Raw genomic sequence first — 7,143 nt, forward strand, 5'->3', positions numbered from 1 at the left:
CGTCGGCCTTGATGATGTCGCGGATGAAGTCGGTACCCGGCTTGGCCGGGGAGGGGGGGGCGGCGTCAGGCATTGGCCTTCCTCTGGGCCCCTCCGGCCTTCAGGGTGCCGGTCGGGGATGGAGCGCGTCGAACGCGGAACACCAACGGAGAGGGAGGGATTCGAACCCTCGTAACAGGTATTAGCCCGTTAAACGGTTTAGCAAACCGCCGCCTTCAGCCTCTCGGCCACCTCTCCGGGCGGAACTCCCTGACCTTCGAAGTCTCGGTCCGTCAGGGCGTTAAACGTCGCTACGGCGGCGCTCCGTCGCAACCCTTGGCCGCTCGCCCGAGGCGCCCCGTTGGCTCCTACGTATTCTCTGCCTTATGGAATTGCTCGGCCAACTCGTCATTCCCCATGTTCTCATCAATCAACTTCATCATCTTGTCCAAGTACGCGTCCTTCCAGTCGTCCGTGCTCGCCTTCTCGGTCATTTTCCGAGCCACCACCTCAACCATCTTCCGTCGTTGAGTGATGGTCAGTTCGATCTTCTTCCGGCCCATCGTGCCTCTCCTGAATTGGCGTCCAGCGACCCGTCTGGATGACACGGTCCGTCCGGTCCGGCGTCCCACGGCTTGGCGCGGAGTGTAACCCGACTTATCGGACGAGGGAACCAGGCTGCGCGGGCGTCCGCCGGCCCGCCGCCTTGCGGTTTCGGCGGGCTCGGGCAGGATTCCGTGCCTGCACTCAACGGGGGACGCGCGATGCACGACGGCAACGACCGGATCTCGCGGCGCGAATTCGTCGCTGCCACGGGAAGCGCCGCCGCGGCGGCGATGGCGCCCGCGAGCCTGTGGGACACGGCACGCCGCGCACCGCCACCGGCCGGCGCGACGGTGCTGTTCCAGGGTGATTCGATCACCGACTGCGGGCGCGACCGCGCCGTGGCCGAGTCCAACCGCGCCGCCGCGCTGGGCACGGGCTATCCCCTCCTGATCGCCGCGCAGCTCCTGGCGGCGCGGCCCGAGGCCGGGCTCGGCGTCCTCAACCGCGGCGTCAGCGGCAACACGGTCCCGGACCTGGACGCGCGCTGGCAGGCGGATGCGCTCGACCTCAAGCCCGACGTGCTGAGCGTGTTGATCGGCGTCAACGACCTGTGGCACAAGCTGTCGGGGCACTACACCGGCACCGTCGCGGAGTACGAGGCCGGCTACGCAGCGCTGCTCGGGCGCGCGCGGCGCGCGCTGCCAGCGGTGCGCCTGGTGGTGCTCGAGCCGTTCGTGCTGCGCACGGGAGCCGTCAACGACGCCTGGTTCCCGGAGTTCGACCTGCGCCGGGCCGCCGCGGCGCGCGTGGCCTCCGGCGCCGGCGCCACGTTCGTGCCGCTCCAAGCCATGTTCGACCGGCTGGCGGCCCGTGCGAGCGCGGCGTACTGGGCGGCCGACGGCGTACACCCCACCGTGGCGGGCCACGGCGCCATCGCGCAACTGTGGATGCAGATGGTGTCGCCGTGAGCGGGACCGCCGTGTTCATCCACGGCGCGTGGATGCCGCCGCGCTGCCGGGAGCCGTTCACGGGCTTCTTCGAGCGCCGCGGCTGGCGGTGCCTGGCGCCGGCCTGGCCACGTCACGACCGGCCCGTCGCCGCCGACGGCCCGGAGCCGGCGCAGCCGGGCCCCGGACCGGCCCTCAATGATGGTACAGCACGTTGAGCGACGCCGTCGGCTGGATCGCGACCGGGCCGGTGCGCGATGCGAACACGCTCCGACTCGACCGGTCCAGCCTCAGGTCGCTGCGCACCACCACGCTCGGGCCGAGCCGGATCTCGGGCGTCAGCGTGACCTCCCACAGCGTCTGCGCGGTGCCGGTTCGGGCGCCGTCCCGGTCGTCGAACACCTCCGTCCGCGCGTGGAGCAAGAACCACGCGTTCGCCGCCACCCCGAGGTAGAGCGCCGCGCCCCGCCACACCGCCATCCGGCCGAGGGGCGCCGCGTTGGTCTCCCGGCCCCAGTCGCCGTTCAAGCCCGCGGTCACGCGGTCCGTCGCCTTCCACGTGGCATCCACGTCCAGCACGTCCCGGAAGTGGACGTCGTCGTCGTTCTGCTCGGGACCCGCGATGCCGTTGAGATAGAACGAGAGCCGCGCGGACGGCGTCACGCCGAGCTGCGCGTGGACCGTCTTCCCGCGGTTGTTGTCTTCGACGTCGTCCCACCCGTTGGCGACCATCAGCATGGCCGAGAGGGCGGGCGTGAAGCTGTACGCGGCGCGCACGCCGGTGTGGGTGAACGGGATCGCGTAGCCGAACAGGAACGCGTGCGTGGCGTCGTCGTTCCACCCGTCGTACCCCTCGATCACCTCGTAGCCCAGACCGGTGACGAACTTGCCGGCGTCGAGATGGAGGCCCGAGCCGAGCGGCGCGACCCAGCTCACGAACGCCTGGTGCACGTCGAAGTCCTGGCCCTCCCCGGTCGAATCGCGGAACATGCCGCGCGAGGCGGCGACGCGGGAGACCGCGCCGGCCGTGAAGTCCACGCGGAAGCCGAAGGCGCCGGGGCCGGAGGCGGGGCGCCGGACGACCAGCTCCACGAGGTCGATCCGGAAGTCGTCGTCGTCGTAGTCGAACACGCGCAGCTGGTTGGTGCGCGACGGCGGCTCGTTGAGGTTGTAGGAGAAGCTCGTGGACACCAGGCCGTGGAACTCGATGGCCTGGTGCCCCGGCTCCGGGCTCGCCGGCGGCGCCTGGCCGGCGAGCAGCCGGGGCAGGACGAGACCCGCCCCGGCCGCGAGGATGCGCAAGGCACGCATCGGACGCCGTCCCTCAGTCCGCCGCGTCGAGATAGGCCTTCTCGCCGTGCAGCGACTCGTCGAGGCCGATCTCCTCCACCTTGTCGGACACGTGGACCGGCGTCAGGCGGTTGATGATGGCCAGCATCGCGTAGGTGAAGACGAACGCCCACACCGACGAGACCACCACGGCCACCAGCTCCTTGACGAAGAACGCGCCGTTCCCCGCGAGGAGGCCGTCCGTGCTGTGCGGGTTGAACGCCGTGGTGGCGAAGATCCCCAGCATGATGATGCCGAGGAGGCCGCCGACGCCGTGCACGCCCCAGACGTCGAGCGCGTCGTCCCAGCCGATGCGGTTCTTCAGGGACACGGCGAAGTAGCAGACGATGCCGGACACGCAGCCGATCAGCACGGCGGTGGCCGGCGAGACGTAGCCGGCCGCCGGCGTCACCGTCGCGAGGGCGGCGACGGCCCCCGTCAGCAGGCCGATGAAGTGCGGCTTCTTGCCGAACAGCCAGTCCACGAACAGCCAGGCCACGGCGCCGAACGATGCCGCCACGTCGGTGTTCAGGAACGCGACCGCGGTGGTCGAGTCCACCCGGAACTCGCTGCCCGCGTTGAACCCGTACCAGCCGAACCACAGGAGCCCGGTGCCGAGGGCCACGAGCGGGATCGAGTGCGGGCCGCGGTCCATGACGTGGCGCCTGCCGAGGTAGATCACCGAGGCCAGGGCCGCCATGCCGGCGATGTTGTGCACCACGATGCCGCCGGCGAAGTCGAGCACGCCCCACTGCTGCAGGATGCCGCCGCCCCAGACCATGTGGACGAACGGGAAGTAGACGAACAGCAGCCAGCCGGTGAGGAACAGGAAGTACGCCTTGAACGTCACGCGGTTCGTGAAGGCCCCCGTGATGAGCGCCGGCGTGATGATGGCGAACATCATCTGGTAGGCGCAGAACACGATCATCGGGATCGTGTCGTTCGGGGAGGGAGTGTTGAGCGTGATGCCGCGCAGGAAGGCCCAGTCGAGGTTGCCCAGGATCCCGAAGTAGTCGGTCCCCGCGTGGTAGCTGCCGGAAAAGCACAGCGAGAATCCGCAGATCCACCAGAGCACCGTCGTCCATCCCATCGAGACGAAGCTCTGGATCATGATGGCCAGCACGTTCTTGCGGCCCACCAGGCCGCCGTAGAAGAACGCGAGGCCGGGCGTCATCAGCATCACGAGACTCGAACAGAGTATCATGAAGCCGGTGTTGCCCGTGTCGAGATGGAGCATCCGGGCCTTCCTTTCTCTCAGGTCACGGGGGACAAAAAAACCGGCGCACACCATGCGACATGCGGCGGTGTGGCCGGAGCGAAGACGGTCGGAGGAACGCGTTGCTGCGCGGCCCCGGGAGGAGGCGGGCGCTGACGACGTTCGAGGGTGGGCGGGTCGGGTGCTCGCACGCCTCGGCGACGCCGGCGGGCCGCCAGCCGCACCGCTCCCCGGGCCTCGGCGGCCCGGAAGCCGACGCCGGCGGCCGCGGACACGCTCGTGCGCCTGCGCGGCGCGCCCGTCCCGGCGGGGACGATCATCGGCTCCGCCCGCAGCACGAACGGCGTCCGCGCGAGCGCCCCGCGGCAGAGCGCGACGGCGGCGGGCGCTGGCTCAGCGGCATCCGCCCGCTCCGCGGCGCTCGCGAGCACGACGACCGGGACCCGGGCGCCGATCTTCGCGATCACCACGGCGGGGCCGAGCGCGAGCAGCGCCGCAGCCAGGAGCGACGTCGCGAACAGGCCGCAGGCGCGGGCAAACCGGAGTTGCGGTGTCGGGATGGGGATGGACGCGTCGAGCGGCAGGCCCCGGCCAGCAATGGGGCAGTTGGGTGGGAAGCACAGGTCCAGCGTCTGCCGCCGAGCCGCCATCCGACCACCGTGTGGGACGCTGGGAAGCGTTGCAAATTCCGCACCGACGGGAAGGGAGCCTCGGTGCACCGTCGGCTCGCCGGTCGGACGCTTGCGGCGGGGCAGCGCGCGTGTTTCTTAGGGGCCCATGACGTCGGCGGCCCGCACGGGGGCGCTGTTCATGGTGGCGGCGCTGGCGTTCTACACGGCCGGCGTGTGGAGCGAGCGCCTGGCGGCCCGCCTCAAGCCGTGGCACCTGGCGATGTTCTGGCTGGGTCTCGCCTGCGACTCCATCGGCACCGACCGGATGCGGCAACTGGCGGGCAGCCTGCGGCTCAGCTTCCACAGCGTCACGGGCGGGACCGCGCTGGTGCTGATGCTGGCCCACGCCGTGTGGGCCACCGCCGTCCTGGCGCGCGGCAGCGAGCGGGCCATCCGCACGTTCCACCGGGTGAGCGTGGTGGTGTGGGCGGTGTGGCTGGTGCCGTTCGTGAGCGGCGCACTCCTCGTCTAGGGAAGGACCCATGGACAACTGGACCCGACGCGACGTGGTGAAGACCGGGCTGGCGGCCTCGCTCGGAGCGTGGGCGATGCCGGGACGGATCCCGGACGGGCAGCCGGCCGGGGACGCGGCGGAGCGCGCCGCTGCCGGCGACGCGCCGGCTGCGGCCGCGCGCGAGCGCCTGCTGCTCGACTTCGGCTGGCGGTTCCACCTCGGCCACGCCGACGATCCGCTCCAGGACTTCGGCTACGGCGGGGACCGGGCCCAGGAGTTCAGCGAGTACGGCAAGACGGGCGAGTTCATGCGCGAGCCGTCGAAGCCCGACTTCGACGTCAGCGGCTGGCGGGAAGTGGACCTGCCGCACGACTGGGTCGTCGAGCTGCCGTTCGAGAACGCCGCGCCGCTCTACAACCAGGGCTTCAAGCCGGTCGGCCGCGGGTACCCCGCGACCAGCATCGGCTGGTACCGGCGCAGCTTCGACCTGCCGGCGAGCGACCACGGCCGGCGGCTGAGCCTGGAGTTCGACGGCGTGTTCCGGGACTGCCTGGTCGCGCTCAACGGCGTCTACCTGGGCAGGAACCTGAGCGGTTACGCGCCGTTCCGCTTCGACATCACGGACCTGGCGAACTACGGCGGCGCCAACGTGCTGCTGGTGCGCTGCGACGCCACCGAGCACGAGGGCTGGTTCTACGAGGGCGCCGGCATCTACCGTCACGCGTGGCTGGTGAAGACCGCGCCCGTTCACGTCCCCCAGTGGGGCACGTTCGTCGCGTCCGAGGTGGCCGGCGGCGCGGCGACGCTCACCGTCACCACCCAGGTCGAGAACGAGGGCGGGGAGGCGCCGGTCTGCCGCGTGCGCTCCGTCGTCACCGATCCCGCGGGCCGGGTGGTGGCGACGGCGGCGACCGCGCCCGCGCGACTGGCCGCGTGGAGCGGCCGGGAGCAGACCCAGCGGCTCACCGTGCGCGCGCCCGAGCTGTGGTCGGTCGAGACGCCGCGGCTCTACCGGCTGACCACCGTGGTGGAGGCGGGCGGGGCCGAGGTCGACCGGACCGAGACGACGTTCGGCATCCGCACCCTGCGGTTCGATCCGGACCGCGGCTTCTTCCTCAACGGCGAGCGGGTCGAGCTGAAGGGGACCTGCAACCACCAGGATCACGCGGGCGTCGGGTCCGCGCTGCCCGATGCGCTGCAGGCCTACCGCGTGCAGCGGCTCAAGGACATGGGGAGCAACGCGTACCGCACCTCGCACAACCCGCCCACGGCGGAGCTGCTCGACGCGTGCGACCGGCTGGGGATGCTGGTGCTCGACGAGAACCGCATGATGTCGTCCTCCGAAGAGGGGCTGAGCCAGTTCTCCCGCCTGATCCGCCGCGACCGCAACCATCCGTGCGTGTTCGCCTGGTCCATCGGCAACGAGGAGTGGTTCGTGCAGGGCGCGGAGCGCGGCGCGCTGATCGCCGCGGCGATGAAGCGGCTCGCGCGCCGGCTGGATCCGACCCGCCTGGTGACCGAGGCGATGAACGGGGACTGGGGGAAGGGCCTCTCGGACGTCGTGGACATCCAGGGGTTCAACTACTTCCCGGGCGACATCGACGCGTACCACCGCGACCACCCCCACCAGCCGACGATGGGCACGGAGACCGCGAGCACGGTCTCGACGCGCGGCATCTACGCCAACGACCCGGCGCGGGGCTACCTGAGCGCCTACGACGCCAACTTCCCGCCGTGGGCCGCGACGGCCGAGCGGTGGTGGTCCTACTTCGACCAGCGGCCGTTCCTCGCGGGCGGCTTCGCCTGGACGGGCTTCGACTACCGCGGCGAGCCGACGCCGTACCAGTGGCCGTGCATCAGCTCGCACTTCGGCATCCTGGACACCTGCGGCTTCGCGAAGGACAACTTCTACTACTACCAGGCGTGGTGGGGCTCCGAGCCGGTGCTGCACCTCTTCCCGCACTGGAACTGGGCCGGGAAGGAAGGCCAGGAGATCGAGGT

7 protein-coding genes and 1 tRNA gene are annotated in these 7,143 nt (G+C 70.9%); 3 read left to right on the forward strand and 5 right to left on the reverse strand.

Translation table 11 applies throughout. From position 1 onward, the window contains the following. Window positions 1-146: 146 nt before the first annotated feature. Together VMF70_00005 and VMF70_00010 are read right to left on the reverse strand one after the other, a co-directional pair. Window positions 147-237: transfer RNA gene (locus VMF70_00005), tRNA-Ser, on the reverse strand. A gap of 110 nt (window positions 238-347) precedes the next feature. Further along, window positions 348-542, reverse strand: coding sequence for a hypothetical protein (locus VMF70_00010; GenBank protein HTT66388.1), 195 nt, complete (start codon window positions 540-542; stop codon window positions 348-350). 174 nt (window positions 543-716) lie between these two features. On the opposite strand from VMF70_00010, the gene VMF70_00015 reads away from it, so the two are divergent. Further along, entirely contained in the window at window positions 717-1,493 is a 777-nt protein-coding gene (locus VMF70_00015; protein HTT66389.1) for a GDSL-type esterase/lipase family protein, read from the forward strand. A 174-nt stretch (window positions 1,494-1,667) separates the two neighbouring features. Here VMF70_00015 and VMF70_00020 read toward each other — a convergent pair whose 3' ends face one another. Genes VMF70_00020 through VMF70_00030 form a run of 3 tightly spaced genes read right to left on the reverse strand, consistent with a single transcriptional unit; the run spans window position 1,668 to window position 4,667 of the window. After that, window positions 1,668-2,783, reverse strand: a complete 1,116-nt coding sequence (locus VMF70_00020) for a porin (GenBank protein ID HTT66390.1) — start codon at window positions 2,781-2,783, stop codon at window positions 1,668-1,670. A 13-nt stretch (window positions 2,784-2,796) separates the two neighbouring features. Next, window positions 2,797-4,038 carry an ammonium transporter gene (locus tag VMF70_00025; protein HTT66391.1) on the reverse strand — a complete coding sequence of 414 codons (1,242 nt, stop codon included), beginning with the start codon at window positions 4,036-4,038 and terminating at the stop codon, window positions 2,797-2,799. 17 nt (window positions 4,039-4,055) lie between these two features. Further along, window positions 4,056-4,667 carry a hypothetical protein gene (locus VMF70_00030; protein ID HTT66392.1) on the reverse strand — a complete coding sequence of 204 codons (612 nt, stop codon included), beginning with the start codon at window positions 4,665-4,667 and terminating at the stop codon, window positions 4,056-4,058. A 127-nt stretch (window positions 4,668-4,794) separates the two neighbouring features. On the opposite strand from VMF70_00030, the gene VMF70_00035 reads away from it, so the two are divergent. Together VMF70_00035 and galA are read left to right on the forward strand one after the other, a co-directional pair. Further along, window positions 4,795-5,160: an HsmA family protein gene (locus VMF70_00035; protein ID HTT66393.1), complete on the forward strand. Its 366-nt coding sequence runs from the start codon at window positions 4,795-4,797 to the stop codon at window positions 5,158-5,160. 10 nt (window positions 5,161-5,170) lie between these two features. Beyond that, window positions 5,171-7,143 (forward strand): beta-galactosidase GalA (gene galA, locus VMF70_00040; protein ID HTT66394.1); only part of this gene is annotated, 1,973 nt, incomplete at its 3' end.

It is taken from the genome of Gemmatimonadales bacterium, assembly GCA_035502185.1.
Taxonomy (GTDB): domain Bacteria; phylum Gemmatimonadota; class Gemmatimonadetes; order Gemmatimonadales; family JACORV01; genus Fen-1245.